Source organism: Psychroserpens ponticola, assembly GCF_023556315.2.
Classification (GTDB): domain Bacteria; phylum Bacteroidota; class Bacteroidia; order Flavobacteriales; family Flavobacteriaceae; genus Psychroserpens; species Psychroserpens ponticola.
Map to the genome: position 1 here is coordinate 3,314,908 of NZ_CP116221.1, position 15,555 is coordinate 3,330,462.

17 protein-coding genes are annotated in these 15,555 nt (G+C 35.1%); 9 read left to right on the forward strand and 8 right to left on the reverse strand.

Features of this window, described 5'->3' with window-relative positions; all coding sequences use genetic code 11:
• Positions 1 to 230: 230 nt before the first annotated feature.
• The 8 genes from MUN68_RS14580 to MUN68_RS14615 form a co-directional block, all read right to left on the reverse strand.
• On the reverse strand, positions 231 to 779 hold the full coding sequence (locus MUN68_RS14580; protein ID WP_249993585.1) for a DUF3347 domain-containing protein: 549 nt from the start codon (positions 777 to 779) through the stop codon (positions 231 to 233).
• 21 nt (positions 780 to 800) lie between these two features.
• Entirely contained in the window at positions 801 to 1,253 is a 453-nt protein-coding gene (locus tag MUN68_RS14585; protein ID WP_249993583.1) for a heme-binding domain-containing protein, read from the reverse strand.
• A complete protein-coding gene (locus MUN68_RS14590) occupies positions 1,254 to 1,859 on the reverse strand; it encodes a DUF3347 domain-containing protein (RefSeq protein WP_249993581.1) in 606 nt (201 codons plus the stop codon). It lies immediately after the preceding gene.
• A gap of 58 nt (positions 1,860 to 1,917) precedes the next feature.
• Positions 1,918 to 2,304 carry a DUF302 domain-containing protein gene (locus MUN68_RS14595; RefSeq protein WP_249993579.1) on the reverse strand — a complete coding sequence of 129 codons (387 nt, stop codon included), beginning with the start codon at positions 2,302 to 2,304 and terminating at the stop codon, positions 1,918 to 1,920.
• A 19-nt stretch (positions 2,305 to 2,323) separates the two neighbouring features.
• Positions 2,324 to 4,696 carry a multicopper oxidase domain-containing protein gene (locus MUN68_RS14600; RefSeq protein ID WP_249993577.1) on the reverse strand — a complete coding sequence of 791 codons (2,373 nt, stop codon included), beginning with the start codon at positions 4,694 to 4,696 and terminating at the stop codon, positions 2,324 to 2,326.
• Position 4,697: 1 nt separating this feature from the next.
• Positions 4,698 to 5,918, reverse strand: coding sequence for a TolC family protein (locus MUN68_RS14605; protein ID WP_249993575.1), 1,221 nt, complete (start codon positions 5,916 to 5,918; stop codon positions 4,698 to 4,700).
• Complete coding sequence (locus MUN68_RS14610; RefSeq protein ID WP_249993573.1) at positions 5,915 to 9,652, reverse strand: efflux RND transporter permease subunit; 3,738 nt, start codon at positions 9,650 to 9,652, stop codon at positions 5,915 to 5,917. Before MUN68_RS14610 ends, MUN68_RS14605 begins: the two co-directional genes overlap by 4 nt.
• A 103-nt stretch (positions 9,653 to 9,755) precedes the next feature.
• Complete coding sequence (locus MUN68_RS14615) at positions 9,756 to 10,172, reverse strand: HYC_CC_PP family protein (protein WP_249993572.1); 417 nt, start codon at positions 10,170 to 10,172, stop codon at positions 9,756 to 9,758.
• Between the two features lie 501 nt (positions 10,173 to 10,673).
• On the opposite strand from MUN68_RS14615, the gene MUN68_RS17775 reads away from it, so the two are divergent.
• The 9 genes from MUN68_RS17775 (at position 10,674) to MUN68_RS14655 (ending at position 15,546) form a co-directional block, all read left to right on the forward strand.
• The gene (locus MUN68_RS17775) at positions 10,674 to 11,096 is read left to right on the forward strand and encodes an HYC_CC_PP family protein (RefSeq protein ID WP_449421297.1); all 423 of its coding nucleotides are present in this window, start codon (positions 10,674 to 10,676) and stop codon (positions 11,094 to 11,096) included.
• 178 nt (positions 11,097 to 11,274) lie between these two features.
• Positions 11,275 to 11,856, forward strand: coding sequence for a helix-turn-helix domain-containing protein (locus MUN68_RS14620; protein ID WP_249993570.1), 582 nt, complete (start codon positions 11,275 to 11,277; stop codon positions 11,854 to 11,856).
• Positions 11,857 to 11,981: 125 nt separating this feature from the next.
• Complete coding sequence (locus MUN68_RS14625; RefSeq protein WP_249993568.1) at positions 11,982 to 12,371, forward strand: c-type cytochrome; 390 nt, start codon at positions 11,982 to 11,984, stop codon at positions 12,369 to 12,371.
• Positions 12,371 to 13,558 carry a porin gene (locus MUN68_RS14630; protein WP_249993566.1) on the forward strand — a complete coding sequence of 396 codons (1,188 nt, stop codon included), beginning with the start codon at positions 12,371 to 12,373 and terminating at the stop codon, positions 13,556 to 13,558. Before MUN68_RS14625 ends, MUN68_RS14630 begins: the two co-directional genes overlap by 1 nt.
• A 58-nt stretch (positions 13,559 to 13,616) precedes the next feature.
• Positions 13,617 to 13,883, forward strand: a complete 267-nt coding sequence (locus MUN68_RS14635; protein ID WP_249993564.1) for a hypothetical protein — start codon at positions 13,617 to 13,619, stop codon at positions 13,881 to 13,883.
• Between the two features lie 95 nt (positions 13,884 to 13,978).
• Complete coding sequence (locus MUN68_RS14640; protein WP_249993562.1) at positions 13,979 to 14,488, forward strand: hypothetical protein; 510 nt, start codon at positions 13,979 to 13,981, stop codon at positions 14,486 to 14,488.
• A 306-nt stretch (positions 14,489 to 14,794) separates the two neighbouring features.
• Positions 14,795 to 15,013, forward strand: a complete 219-nt coding sequence (locus tag MUN68_RS14645; RefSeq protein ID WP_249993560.1) for a heavy-metal-associated domain-containing protein — start codon at positions 14,795 to 14,797, stop codon at positions 15,011 to 15,013.
• 19 nt (positions 15,014 to 15,032) lie between these two features.
• The gene (locus tag MUN68_RS14650) at positions 15,033 to 15,251 is read left to right on the forward strand and encodes an SHOCT domain-containing protein (protein WP_249993559.1); all 219 of its coding nucleotides are present in this window, start codon (positions 15,033 to 15,035) and stop codon (positions 15,249 to 15,251) included.
• A gap of 16 nt (positions 15,252 to 15,267) precedes the next feature.
• Entirely contained in the window at positions 15,268 to 15,546 is a 279-nt protein-coding gene (locus tag MUN68_RS14655; RefSeq protein ID WP_249993549.1) for a DUF5676 family membrane protein, read from the forward strand.
• Positions 15,547 to 15,555: the final 9 nt, after the last annotated feature.

A 15,555-nucleotide genomic window follows, 5' to 3' on the forward strand; every position in this document is an offset into this window, starting at 1 on the left:
TTCTCTCTCCTATGTTCAGGCTGCTATTAACCAAATCAACTTTTTTTTCAATTATCTTGTGCCTAATAAGGGAAGGGATTTACATATACCATAACATTACACCCTTCCCGAACTAGGACTTTTATAGAACCATAAAAAGTAAATTTTCAACTTATAAACTTTCAACAATGAAAAGTTCTATTTCTTCTTTATGAAATTGATATCTCATTGATTTCCCATTTGAGCTTACTCTAATTGGTAATCTCCTTTTGCACTTTTCCACATTTAAGCATTTTGTTACCATAGTATGGATTTCTTACTTCATCACTTATACTTAACCAAGCACTACCTTTATCGTACATTGGACAAAACTGTTGGTAGAGTGTGTTTTCAGTTCCTGTAATAGCAATCATGTCAGTTATGTCTTTGCTTAATGTTTTGAAATGCTCTCTTTGATGATCGAGTTCACTTTTTGCAATATGCTCTGCGTGTTCCATTGCATCTTCAATAATTTCGACAAGCTCCATTTGTTCTTCACCTGTATAGGCAGTTTTATCAAAGGCTTTAAAAGAGTTTACTAATTTAGAACCAGCTTCAGCTGCTTTTTTTGCATCATCTGCTACTAATGCGTCTTTTAAATTGAAGTAATCGGTAAGGATTACTTCTGCTTTAGCATCATTATTTTTCTTCATTTTACTATGTTCCATTTTACTATGATCATGATTATGTCCATCTTGTGCATAAGTAAAAGATACTGCTAACAATAGCATTGCTGCTATACTCATTTTTAAGTTTTTCATTTTTTAGATTTTAAATATTAATTATAAACTGTCTTTTAATTTTGTGACCCAATTGATTATTTCTTTTGTTTCTGCTTCTGAAAACTTTGCATCTTTATGAATCAAGGTGTAAGAGTCCAAAGGCATTTCATCACTTTCAATCTGTTTGATAATAGACCGTAACTTGCTTTTCTTTCTTCGACTGGATAAAGAATCCCATTCGTTGAAGTTGAGTTCAGTTTTTCCTTCTTTAATATGATCTTCTAAAAACCAAGCAACGGGTTGAATCCTATTATACCAAGGATATTGGGTGTTATTACTGTGGCAATCATAGCAGGATACCTGTATCTTTTTTTGAATAGTTTCTGGAACATTATTAACCAGCATAAAATCGGTAGAAGGAACAGTATCACTTTGGTTGCGTGTTGTGGGAATAAACTGAATTCCAACTAACGCTATCAATAAAACCAATGCTATGATCTTTACTACCTTCATTTAGTTAATCTCTTTTTGCACCTTACCACATTTCAACATTTTGCTTCCATAGTAAGGGTTTTTAACATCTTTACTCATACTTAGCCAAGCGCTTCCGCCATCATACATTGGGCAAAACTGTTCATATAAAGTGTCTTCTGTTCCTGTAATAGCAACCATATCAGTTACATCTTTACTCAATATTTTGAAATGCTCACGTTGGTGGGCTATATCACTTTCAGAAATATGCTCTGCGTGCTCTACTGCATCTTCAATAATATCCTTTAAATCGGCTTTTTGTGTATCTGAAAAATTTGATGAAACATCAAGATTCTCTAAACTCGTTGCTAGAGTTGCACCAAGGTCTTTGGCCTTAGCATTATCATCTGATACTAGAGCATCTTTAAGATTGAAGTAGTCATTTAAAATGGTTTGGGAATTACCCTCTCCACCCATCGCCATTTCTTTTTTATTGCCATCGTGATGACCATCGGTATTATCGTGGTTCATTTCTGAATGGTCTTCTTTTGCACTTTTCTCATCTTGTTTATTGTCTTTGCAAGATGTCACTGTAAAGCTTACAAGTGCTATTGCTATAATCCCTATTGATAATTTTGATTTTTTCATTTTGTTATAATTTAAGTTTGTGTTTATTAATTGTTATTACTGATTTTTGATAAGTGTCTTATAATTTTTCAATGACGTTTTTCAGCATTGCTGTTATTTCACTAGCAACATCATTCAATTTTTCGTTTTCCACAGCCTGCATTGATGCCATTGGGTTTACAGCTGCAACTTCGATGACGCCAGCTTCAATTTCCTGTACTATGACATTGCAGGGCAACATCGTTCCAATTTTATCTTCCGCTTGCAAAGCTTTATGTGCATAAGGCGGATTGCAAGCCCCAAGTATCCTATACTTTTTAAAGTCTATATCCAGTTTTTTCTTTAGGGTTTTTGTTACATCAATTTCTGTAAGGATTCCAAAACCTTCTTCCTTTAATCCTTGTGTCACTTTCTCGATGACCTCTTCAAAAGTTCCATTGATTGTCTTATTAAAATAATAGTTCATCTTTTTATTTTTTAGTTATTTAAAATCTTGCTAATAGTCCACCACCCAATCCATATCGGTTATTGTAGTTAGCTTGGATTGAAAAATTACGCGAAAGAATGTATGCAACCCCTACTAACCATTGTGTTTCACTTTCAAATGATTTGTTATTCTCTAAATCATTGACCCATCCAAAATCTGCTCTGTATTCGTATTCGCCTTCCAGAAAAATTCTTGGAAAAATCAATAATTCTCTGTCCAAACGTATTCTTGGGCGTAGCTGATGGTCCATACTCACATCTACATTAAATCTATAAGGTGTAAAATATTTTACACCAACCAATCCTACGGTATTAAATGTATCGTAAGAATCTGGTGTTGACGTTTCGGTATTTACTCCTGCATAAACACGTACCCAATCGTTCAGATACCTATTATAACTTATTTCGGCTTCAAGATTTTGGTCGTAATCGAACTCTGTTCTCAAACCAAATTCATTTCGGATATTGCTCGACGTTAAAAAGAGTTCATTAAAATTTGAACCTGCACGAGCCAATCCCCACGAATAATAATGGTCTGTCTCATCGATAAGTTTCTGAACTGGGTAATCTTCCATTCTTTCATCCCTTGGGGTATCGTAACTAAACACTCTTGCCATACCACCCATCATATGGTACAATACGTGACAATGAAAGAACCAATCGCCATACTCTTCGTTATAAAATTCAATAATAACTTTCTGCATTGGTGGTACGTTCACTGTATGCTTTAATGGTGAGCGTTCGCCATTTTCGTTGATGACCCTGAAGTAATGACCGTGCAAGTGCATTGGATGGTGCATCATAGTTAAGTTATTCAACGTAATTCTGGTTACCTCGCCTCCTTTTATATTTATCTTATCGGTTTCTGATAATGGCACACCATTCATACTCCACACATAGCGATTCATATTGCCTGTTAGGTTAAGTAGCAGTTCATTTACCGGTAAATCTGCCCTAAATTCGGTTTTTTCTTTTGCCTCTAAAAAATCATAGTTGAAGTAGGTCTTTCGCTCTTCATAATCAAAAGAAGTAGAATCCTTCTGCATCATTGGCATATTGTGCATATGACCTTCCATTTTATTTGATGCTCCATTATGGCTCATTGACATCGAGTCTTTTTTCATTCCCATTGTATCATCCATCTTCATATCCATTTGGTCATTCATTTTGCCATCTTTCATCGACATCTTATCGTTCATCCCCATTTTCATCTCGCCGTCCTTCATATTCATCTTCATTCCATACTTCTGCATTAAAACTTCGGGTGTATTCTTCTTCTTGTTTCCAACCATTGCAGGTGCTCCCATTTTCATATCCATTGTTGCCATTTGCTTCATCATCGCTACCTTATCAGGTCTATCAATTCTTTTGGCTGGGTAAAGAGTGCCATTACCTAACTGTATAGAGGTATGACCTGAACCATCTTGAGCGGTTGCGGTAATTTCTATGGTTCCTTCCGGAATAGTGATAATTACATCATACGTTTCGGCTATGCCAAAGAGAAATCTGCTTTTGGAAACGGGTTGCACATCAACACCATCACTGGAAACCAACATTGGGTTACCTCCGCCAAAGTCCATCCAATAATAGGTAGAAGCCGATGCGTTGATAAAGCGAAGCCTTACTTTTTCGCCAGCCGTAAATTCTGGATACTCTGCCAGTTTTTTACCGTTGGACAAAAATGCGGGGTAATAAATGTCAGCAATATCAGCTCCTTCCATACGGTCTCTCCAAAATTTAAGTTGAGCACCAAATGCACCTTCTGAAATGACTCTACTTAATGGCACTGCTGTACCTTTTTTAACTTGATACCACTCGTTACCTCTTTTAAGGTTTCGTAATATATTCATTGGTTTTTCATTGGTCCAATCTGACAATACCACGACTAAATCTTTATCATATCCCAATGTTTTTTCTTCTGGTTGAATGACAATAGACCCATAAACACCTTTTTGTTCTTGTAGCATTGTGTGGGAATGGTACCAATATGTTCCCGATTGATTGATTGGAATTCTGTACTGAAATGTTGTGCCAGGCTTTATTGGTGGTGTGGTTAAATAGGGAACGCCATCGTAAAAGTTGGGAAGTATCAATCCGTGCCAATGCACTGAAGTTTCTTGATCCATTTTATTGGTAACATTTATTATGGCAAGGTCTCCTTCATTAAATTCCAAAACAGGTCCAGGAATACTACCATTGATGGTCATTGCATTGGCAGTAACACCACCAAGTGTCATTTCATTTTTCTCTATAGTAAGGTTGTATTCCTTTATTATTCGTCCTTCTTCGTTTCTGTCCTCACCGTTTGTCCCTACTTGGGCAAATGTGTATGGGGCCAATAATAATAGAAGAATTGTATTAATTGTTTTCATTTTATTTATTTACTAAATAATTTATTAAAGCAGACTCGAGATAGTATCCTTTAGTGGATTCTATTAAATTGATTTGAAATTTGAGTTGTAACTCTTGCACATCCAGCACATCATTAAAATCAATAGTACCAGTCTCATAATTCTTAATAAGAATCTCTTCTGCATCGTTAGCCTGCTTTAAATTATCGGTCTGAACATTAAACATAATCCTAGTTGAATTTCGATTGTATTGAGCTTGTGCCAAGAGTGTTTCAAGTTTGTTTAACCTATCTTCCTTTTGAGAATTTATTTCTAATTGTTTTAGCTCATTTTGTTTTGTGATAGACTTATATTTATTATTAAAAATTGGGATAGAAATTGAAACCATAGGCATTACAATGTCTTTTCCATTATCAATGAAACTCATATCTGGACGTTCTGACACAGGCACATAATCCAAACCAAAACCAATATTGGGGGCACTCTCTTTTTGGTTCAATAATTCGGCTTCTTCAATAGATTCATATAATTTATCGTACTTAATAAGTTCTGGATTAAGCTGAAGGTTGTCAGTCAAAACAAGCACGTCCTCTTCTGGAACTATCATTTGATTTACTACCACTACAGCAATATTTTCATCACGATTTAAGAGATTATTGAATACCGCTTGCTCCGCCAAATAATCTTGTTCTAACACTTCTTTTTGCTGAACCAATTCGTTCTGTCTAATCTGAAGCCGAAGCACATCAACCGCAGATGCTTTGCCAACCTCTAATGAGGTTAATGCAAGGCGTTCATAGGTTTCCAAGAGCTCAATGTTTTCATCTAGAACAAGCTGTTTCGCCCGTATGGCATACAGTTTATAATAGGACTGTGATACCGATAGTGCCAGTTTTCTTTTAGCAATTGTTATGTCCATATATTGAGTTTCCGCAACAGAACTTGCATAGTTCTCTCTAGCTGTGATGGTGCCAAACCAAGGCAACATTTGTTTTACAGAAAACCGTGCACGTTGTGCTCCTGTTCGTGTTTCGGGTTCACTTACAAAATAACCTGCGCTTACTTCTGTATTAGGGAATGTGTTTACCTCGTTTACCTTTTCTTCAGCTATATTATAGCGTAATTCAAAAGCTTGAATTTCAGGATTGTTCTTTTCTGCTTCCTGAATATAGGATGCTAAATCTTGTGCATTTACTTCCGCGAAAGCGAAAAAAACAAGTCCTATTAAAATTATATATCTCATTTTGTCGCTCTTTTTAATTGAAATTCTTGTTTCCAGCTAAATAAGACTGGTACAACAAACAGGGTTACAAGTGCAATTAACATCCCCCCAAATGATGGAATTGCCATTGGAATCATGATATCACTACCTCTGCCTGTTGACGTTAATACTGGTAACAGTGCAAGAATGGTAGTTGCTGTTGTCATTAAACATGGACGTATTCGTTTTTCTCCTGCCTCCACTACAGATGCCCTTATTTCCTGTTTTGTTTCTGGTGTATTTCTATCGAAGGTTTGGGTCAGATAAGTTGCCATAACCACACCATCATCGGTTGCAATACCGAAAAGGGCGATAAAACCAACCCAAACGGCGACACTTAAATTAATGGTGTGCATTTGAAATAGGTCTCGTAAATTCTCCCCAAAAAAGTTGAAGTTTAAGAACCAATCTTGACCATAAAACCAAATCATTAAAAACCCTCCAGCAAAAGCCACAGCAATTCCCGTGAATACCATTAATGATGTGCCAACGGATCGGAACTGGAAATAGAGAATAAGAAAAATTATTGCTAGAGCCAGAGGCACAACGACACCAAGTGTTTTTTCTGCCCGTAATTGATTTTCATAAGTACCTGTAAAGCGATAGTTAATCCCTTTAGGAACGATAAGTTCTCCACTATCGATTTTTGATTGGATAAGGGCTTGTGCATTTTCCACCACATCTACTTCGGCAAAACCATCTATTTTATCAAATAGAACGTAGCCGACTAAAAATGTATCTTCACTTTTTATCACTTGTGGTCCTTGCTCATATCTAATAGTAACAAGCTCGCTTAATGGAACTGGGCTTCCTTTTTCAACAGGCACATAGATGTCTTTTAAATCATTAGGATTTGCCCTTAATTCCCTTGGGTAGCGCACTCGAATACCGTAACGTTCCCTGCCTTCAACAGTTTGCGTAAGAACCATTCCACCCACAGATATTTGTATAATTTGTTGAACTTCTTCTATGGTAACACCATAACGCGCCAATCGCTCTCTGTCAATATCCAATAATAGATATGGTTTACCTACAATACGGTCAGCAAAAACAGCTTCATCTTTTACTCCATCTGCTTCTTTTAGGATGTTTTCCAGTTTTACTCCAAAGGCTTCAATCTCTCTTAAATCTTGTCCTTTAACCTTAATACCCATTGGTGCTCGCATACCCGTTTGAAGCATTACCAAACGTGTTTCGATAGGTTGTAATTTAGGTGCTGAAGTAACTCCCGGTAGCTTTGTAACTCTAACAATTTCCTTCCAAATATCATCCGGGGACTCAATTTCAGGTCGCCAGTTTCTAAAGTATTCGCCATCATCATCTGGTATCAGTTGTGAACGATGAACTGAAAATGGATCTTTAATTTTGGAAAGATCATAATCTGCTCCTTCATTGATTTCACTATTTGGGTTAACAACTAAACTTCCGTCTTTCAGAATAAAAAGTCCGTCATCGTCTACTTTAAAACGTTGCCTTTTTCTATTCTCATTTAGAATGTATTCAGATTTATACTGAATGACATTTTCATACATTGATAATGGCGCTGGATCTAATGCAGATTCTGTACGACCAGATTTACCTACTACCGTTTCGATTTCAGGAATACTGGCCACAGCCATATCCAATTGTTGTAGTACTCGTTTGTTCTCTTCAACACCCGCGTGAGGCATCGAGGTAGGCATCAGCAGGAAAGAACCTTCATTAAGGGATGGCATAAACTCCTTACCTGTATTTTTCATAATCAATACCCCAAAAATTATAATGGCGGTGGGCAGGGAAAGAAACAACAGCTTATTCCGTAATGCCCAATTTAAAATACGCACATAATACTTTCTGAAAAGTGTGAATACACCTAGAAGACCAAAACAGATAAGACCTACGAAAATCAAATTTATAAGAATACTTCGGTCTACGCCAAGCGGTCTCCAATACTCTGCCAATAAGAATATAATGGCAAAAGCTGATACAAATATGTTGATAGTATTGGCGCGTTTTGAGGTAATCATTTCCTTTAACAAGAGGATACCCACTACACCAAACGCTACTAATATTAATCCTAGCGGATATCCAAAAATAAGGGATACAATACCTAAAATAATCATTGCTCCATTTAGCATATAACTAAAAGAAGTCTTTATGTTACGCTTTTTAAATAAATATGCTGCGAACGGTGGGATTAAAAATAAGGCCACAATTAGGGATGCTGTTAGAGCAGCCGTTTTGGTAAAAGCCAATGGTCGAAACAATTTCCCTTCAGCGCCTATCATCGTGAATACAGGAATAAAACTTATAATTGTGGTTAGTACCGCTGTCAATATTGCCCCAGAAACTTCGGCAGTTGCATTGTACACTACCGCGTTCATTGGCAGGTTTTCATCATTTTCATCAATATGCCGAAGCACATTTTCTGTAAGAATAACACCTACATCGACCATTGTTCCGATAGCAATGGCGATACCTGACAAGGCCACAATATTGGCGTCTACATTAAACAGCTTCATTGAAATAAAAACCATTAATACCGCAACAGGTAATAATCCCGAAATCAATAACGAAGCTCTTAAATTGAACACCATCATAATGATTACAAAAATGGTTATAAGAATCTCTAATGACAGCGCTTCGTCAAGTGTGTCTAATGTTTCTTGTATAAGTTCTGTTCTGTCATAAAAGGGAACAACGGTAAGTTGTGATGTTCTACCGTCACTTAATGTTTTAGAGGGCAAGCCTGAACTTAATTCACTTATTTTCTCTTTAACGTTATTGATGACCTCCATTGGGTTAGCGCCGTATCGCGCCACAACAACTCCTCCCACAACTTCGGCACCTTCTTTATCTAAAAGGCCTCTTCTTGTTGCTGGACCGTGGGAAACTTTTGCAATATCCTTTAAGCGTATTGAGGTAAAATTTTCTGATGTTACTACAGCGTTTTCCAGATCAGCGATGGATTTGACATATCCCAAACCACGTATCAGATATTCCGCTTGATTGATTTCCAAAGTCTGTGCGCCAACATCCTTATTACTTTGTTTAACTGCTTTTACAACTTCATTTAAACCGATTTTATACTGCTTCATCAACTCGGGGTTGACATCTACTTGGTATTCCAAAACATAACCACCAATTGAGGCGACTTCAGAAACACCACTTGCTGAAGACAGTGCATATTTTACATAGAAATCTTGAATACTTCGCAGTTCCTGCAAATCCCAACCACCAGTTACATTTCCGTTTTCATCACGACCTTCTAGAGTATACCAATATATTTGTCCCAATCCTGTAGCGTCTGGTCCTAATGCCGGATTTACACCATCTGGTAAAAGTCCTGCTGGTAGCGAATTTAACTTCTCAAGTATTCGGCTTCGGCTCCAGTAGAATTCGATATCTTCTTCAAATATGATGTAGATACTAGAGAATCCAAACATCGAAGAACTACGAATAGTTTTTACACCTGGTATACCAAGTAGTGATGTAGTTAGTGGATAAGTAATTTGGTCTTCAATATCTTGTGGTGAACGACCATCCCATTTAGTGAATACAATTTGTTGATTTTCGCCAATATCTGGTATAGCATCTACTGCTACAGGATTTCGCGGAAATGAGCCTGTATTCCATTCAAAAGGCGCATTTACAACACCCCAAGCCACAAATAACGTTAGTAACAAAACAGCTACTAGTTTATTTTCTATTAAAAATTTGATGCTTTTATTTAGCATGGAAATAAGTTTTAAGTAATTATAGTTCTTGTTGAAAAAACAATTAACAAGCAGTTTAGTCCAAACAAATTAATGTTGGACTACAGTACTAATTACTTAAAAATCAAATAAGGAAGGTTTGGTCTAAAACTTGAATATCCCTGACCAAGGGAGGAGGAGAATAATCTCTAAAAGTATCATTTTCTGTTTCTGATTCAGTAAACAGGTTGATATAAGTATAAATGAAAGCTGCAACAAATAACTGCTGCTCTTTTTCTAATTTATCAAAAGAAGTTTTTAAGTTATCCTGACCATCAACAATGAATTGCTCATCACTACAGCAGTCCTTCTTAGTAATGTCACATTCTTTTGTAGAAGGCTTTTCCTTAACCTCCATACCACAAGTTTCTGCCGAACCAAAGATTGTTGAATCCACTAGGGTATTACCACAATAATGACTATCGATAGTAAAAGAGACCGTCGATAATAGCACCAAAAGTGCCATCGAAAATGATGATATTTTATAAAAAATCTTTTTCATTAATATTACAAAGTTACAAAAATTTTAACACTACAAGTTTGTTTAACATAATTTTAGATAGATTAAATATTTTATATTTTATTTGTTTTTATAAATTTCATAACACTGTTTTTATATTCACCCCAGCCAAAACAAAGTAATCAAATTATTTCATCTTCATTAAAACAAATATTTTGTTGATATTTTTTGTTTTAGTAAACCCCTTTAAAAACTGTTTCATTTTCTAAATATAAATCACCCTTATTTCTAGATAAAATTTATGGATGTCCATCATATTTAACCAGACCATCATAAGAATTGAATTTATATCTTATAAACTTTCTTAACCCATATTTTATTGAAATATGATATATATCATTTTTCTGTTTAACCTTTAAGATTACATTTGCGTAATTGGATTATTGTTATTTATATATAACATATTGATATTTAGAATCCTAAATGAATTTTATTTAATTCAGAAAAAAACTAAACGTTAAACAATAATGCTTACCTTTAAATGTGAAATCTTTTTTAACTAAAATATTGTCCTTCTTTTTAGCAGTATCTATACTGTTTACCACCTCTTCATATTCGGTGAATATGCACTTTTGCTGTAATCAATTAGTGGATATGGCTTTTTTTAGTAAAGCGGAGCTCTGTAAAGACATAGTCCAAAAGAAAGATTCACCATTCAAACAATGTACTTCAATGCAAGAAAAAGAGTGTTGCGATACTCAGACTTTTGTAAAAGAAGGAAATGATACCTTCAAAAAGTCAAATACCATTTTAGAAGTTGACACGTTAGTTTTCTTAAACACGTTTATTTACACTTACATCAATCTGTTTGAGGGACTAGATAAAAATGTTGTTCCATTTAAACAGTACAGGCCACCCTTATTGGCTAAAGATATACTGATTCTCAACGAGACTTTTTTAATTTGATTTTCTACACAGCGGATTGAACACATCAATTTGCACGCACTATATATTCAAAGTATAACTTCTGGATAAAAATTGTTATACCCAATTCTGAACAACAGTTGTTCACACCATTAAACCAGTAAAAACTAAACATTCTAATCTATTGAGCGTAACGCGAAATAGTAATACATAATATATTATGAGTGTACCAAAAGAATTTTGGATCAAAAATATGGTCTGTAATCGATGCTTGAAAGTAATCAAGCAAGAATTACAAGAGTTGGGTGTGACGGTTCTTTCATTAGAGTTAGGAAGACTTTTGGTAGAAGCAACGAGTGAAACTGTTGATGATATTATAGATAATGTAACCGATACTCTTAATTCAAATGGTTTCGAAATTGTACAAAGTGAATCTGAAATGCTTGTAGAGCGAATAAAAATTATTTTAATTGAGCAACTTGTTGAATTGCCCTTACATATAAAGATAAAGACTTCTGAACTCTTAGCTTCAGCACTTCATCGAGACTACAAGACTTTGAGCAAATTATTCTCTACCAGTGAAAAGACAACCATCGAAAAATACTTTATCAAACTCAAAATAGAGAAAGTGAAAGAACTCATTCAACTGAAACAACACTCTTTTTCTGATATAGGATACTTGTTAGACTATAGCAGTGTAAACCACTTGTCAAGACAATTCAAAGCAGAAACAGGAATGAGCATGACAGACTATAAAAATACTGAAGGCTGGGAGCGGAATTTCTATGATGAAATTATATAGATAAAAAAGAAAGTTATGCAGATAAAAGATCTCTATGCTAATTAAATTTAAAAACCCTTTAAACCAAATAAAATTAAAAGAAAATGAAAACAAAAAAAATCATAATCAGCTTAACACTCACAGGCGTGCTGTACATTTTATTAGTGGGCTTTATTTCTACTACCAAGAGCAGTAATTACGAAGCTATTCAACAAAAAAAATGGGTGGCTCCTTCAAGTGCAGATAAGATTGTCAACCCTCTAAAAGGAGATGCAAAAGCAGCAGCTTCTGGCAAAAGACTTTACAAGGCAATGTGCTTTGTATGTCATGGTCCAAAAGGAAAAGGTGATGGTATGGCTGGTGCTGGATTAACGCCAAAACCATCAGACCTGACTAGTGAAGAATTTCAATCGCAAACTGATGGAGCTATTTTCTGGAAAATTGCAGAAGGAAGATCACCTATGGCTTCTTACAAATCATCAATCCCAGAAAAAAAACGCTGGGAAATTATTAACTATATAAGAACACTTAAATAATGAAAAAGCTAATTATTTTATTACTAATTGTTGGATTTGGTCATACATCATATGGGCAAACGTACAATGACTTTAAGACTGATAGCATTGAAGCATCTAAACCTTTCAAACCAAGTAAAACACAGTTTATGATTAGAGGTTATGGTCATACTGGATTAAACACTCTCAGCAGTGAAGACAAAACGGAATCATCTTATGTAGGTTCTGCATTTGCTCCTATTTTCTTATTCAAACATTCTGACAAACTTATGTTTGAAGCAGAACTTGAGTTTGTGCTTGGAGGTAACGAATTAGAAGTAGGTTTGGAATATGCAGATGTTATGTATATTCTAAATAAGAACATGACGGTTCGCGCTGGAAAATTTCTCCTTCCTTTTGGAACCTTTATGGAACGACTACATCCAGCTTGGATTAACAGATTACCAACCAGACCTTTAGGTTTTGGTCATGATGGTATTGCGCCTTCATCAGGTATTGGTGTAGAACTTCGAGGTGCTTTTGATCTTGGAGGACCTTCTTTAAACTATTCGGTTTATTCAACTAATGGTCCAAGACTAAAGGATGGTAGTGAAGAACCCGAAGAAGCAGGTATGCTTATGTTTCAAAATTTTGAAGACAACAATAACAGTAAAGCATTTGGTGGACGTATTGGGTTATTACCTTTTGCAGATTCCTCAACTGAAATAGGATTTTCTGCATATTCTACTAATGGAGCTGGAGCAACAGACACGACATATGAAAATGTTGGAGCGTTTTTATATGCAATTGATTTTGCTTTCGTAAAACAAATACCTGCCATTAAAGGATTTATTGATATAAAAGGACAATACAATAATTCTGATATTGATGATGCTACTTTTACAGAAACTCATGAAGATGGAGATGAAGAGGAATATACCTTCGACAATAAAAGTAATTCTTTTTATACTCAATTAAGCTATCGGCCAACAATGGCAAGTAGTGATTTTTTGAAAAAGTTAGAACTAGTTGGTAGGTATTCAAATCTCAATACACCTGAAGGTGCTGAATGGGAAGAACAATCTGACCAATATACCTTTGGCTTAAACTATTGGCTAACTTGGAGATCCGTGATAAAAGTTGCATACGAGACAACAGACAGCGTTGGCGGACATGATGGAGGTGGCACAACTAATGGCTTCTTTGTACACTGGGCTATTGGATTCTAATAAATATATAAACACACAAATTATGAAAACAATAAATAAAATAGTTATAACCTGCATAATGCTACTTATAACAGGGGGAATAATTAGCTGTTCTTCTACAAAGGATAAATATACAGATGTTACGGATATTGAAGATGAATTTAAAATTGAAAAATCTGGCGCACAATTGTGGGGAGAAGCTTGTAACAGGTGTCATTTAGCACCATCTCCAGCAGATTATAATGATACAGATTGGAATACTATTAGCTTACATATGAGAGTTCGAGCTAATTTAACAGAAAAGGAAATTACTAAAATTGAAACTTTCTTAAAATCTGCCAATTAATAGCTGATTACGCATTCCCTTACCGATAGTTTAAAATGGGTTTTTGGGAATGTGATTATTAATTACAAATGAATGTTTAACTAAAAACAAATATTATGAGAAAACTAGTAATTATTCTATCTGCAATTGGGCTTTTAAGCTTAAACAGTTGCAATCAAGAAACAGACGTAAAAGCAATGCTTCAAAATTCTGAAACAAGGAGTGAAATCATTAAAAACATTGCAGAAAACCACGATTTCTTGACAGAATTTATGGAGAATATGCAAGGAAACAATCACGCAATGCAAATGATGCAGGGCAATAAAAAAATGATGGGTAATATGATGAAAGGCGAAGGCATGCAAATGATGATGAAAGATAGCATCATGATGAAACAAATGATGGGCAACAAACCAATGATGCACTCAATAATGCAAGGAATAATGAAGGACGGCAATATGATGGGTAACATGATGAAGATGATGCACAAAAAAGGAATGATGAGCGAGGACTGTATGGAATCCTGTTCCAAGATGATGAACGAAAAAGGCATGAATATGAATAAAATGGATATGATGAATAAAACAGATGGAACGACCGAAGAAGACCCTACTGAGCATCACTAATTTTTTAATAATTAAATAATATAAACAATGAAAAATCACTGGATATGGATGGTTATCGGTTGTGGGATTCCACTTCTATTCATCTTTTTTGCCCCCTCATTTGGGATAGGAAGCGGCTCTTCCCTCTTTACTTTTATAATAATAATGTTTGGTATTCACTTATTTATGCCTCATGGTTCACATGGGCATGGCGGACATAAACACGAAAGTCAAAATCATAAGAGTCACGACCAAAACCAAATAGAATCAACAGAGAAGCCTATTGTAAAACACAAAGGACATCAACATCATTAAAAGCTAAACACAATGAAACAAAAATTTCAAATAGACGGAATCAGTTGTGGTGGATGTGTCGCAAGAGTCAAAAAGACCCTTGAAGAACATCCAAATATTGAAAAAGCACAAATTTTTTTAGCGCCAAAAGGTGCTACAATCATAACAATGACAGAAAACCTGACAGTCGATGAATTACAAAAACAACTCGATAAACTTAACGGGTTTACTATAACAGAACTAAAACAATAACAATTAAAACCCAAAAAATATGCATTTATACGACGGACATTTTGGAGGTATGCACCTTATCTGGTGGATTATATGGATCATCCTTCTTGCTTGGATTTTCTTCATCCCAGCAGATATACCATATCAAAAAACAAAAAAACAAAACCCATTGGATTTACTAAAAAATCGCTTTGCAAAAGGTGAAATATCCAAAGAAGAATTTGAAGAGTCAAAAAAGATTTTAAAATCAGACAACTAATTTAAAACATAAAATTATGTATCGATTAAACGTAAAAAAATTTGGTTTTGCATTCGGTCTCACAGGAGCCTTGATTTATCTAGGCTGTATGATCGTAATGATTACAGCAGGTCAAGAAGGCAGTATTACCTTTTTTAATAGCCTCCTACATGGTTTAGACACTACCAATATAATTAGAATGGACGTTTCCTTATTGGAGGCAATCTTTGGTATTATTCAAACATTTATACTGTGGTGGCTAATTGGTGCTTGCATTGGCGCATTTTATAATGCTCAACTAAAAGTTAACAAATAGAGAAACCTT